This is a genomic window from Bacillus cereus group sp. BfR-BA-01360, from assembly GCF_022663595.1.
Lineage (GTDB): Bacteria > Bacillota > Bacilli > Bacillales > Bacillaceae_G > Bacillus_A > Bacillus_A cytotoxicus.
On the sequence record NZ_JAKUFV010000103.1, the window covers coordinates 1 to 234 of the forward strand.

Sequence of the window (234 nt, forward strand, 5' to 3'; positions counted from 1 at the left end):
GTTTCTCTACTTTTGGATCCTGTAATTTCTCTTCTTCCTCTTCTTCCAATTCTTTCGCTGTTTCCGGTTTTGGGTGCTCTTCTTTTAACTCGTCCGTTGTTTCCCATGTCTCTTCGGTTTCTTTCTCTTCACCCATACCTTCCACTTGTGGTTTCTCTACTTTTGGATCCTGTAATTTCTCTTCTTCCTCTTCTTCCAATTCTTTCGCTGTTTCCGGTTTTGGGTGCTCTTCTT

The 234-nt window shown here is 41.9% G+C and carries 1 pseudogene; it reads right to left on the reverse strand.

What is annotated here, in order from left to right:
- A pseudogene (locus MR056_RS22935) lies at positions 1 to 234 on the reverse strand (hypothetical protein); the annotation flags it as partial.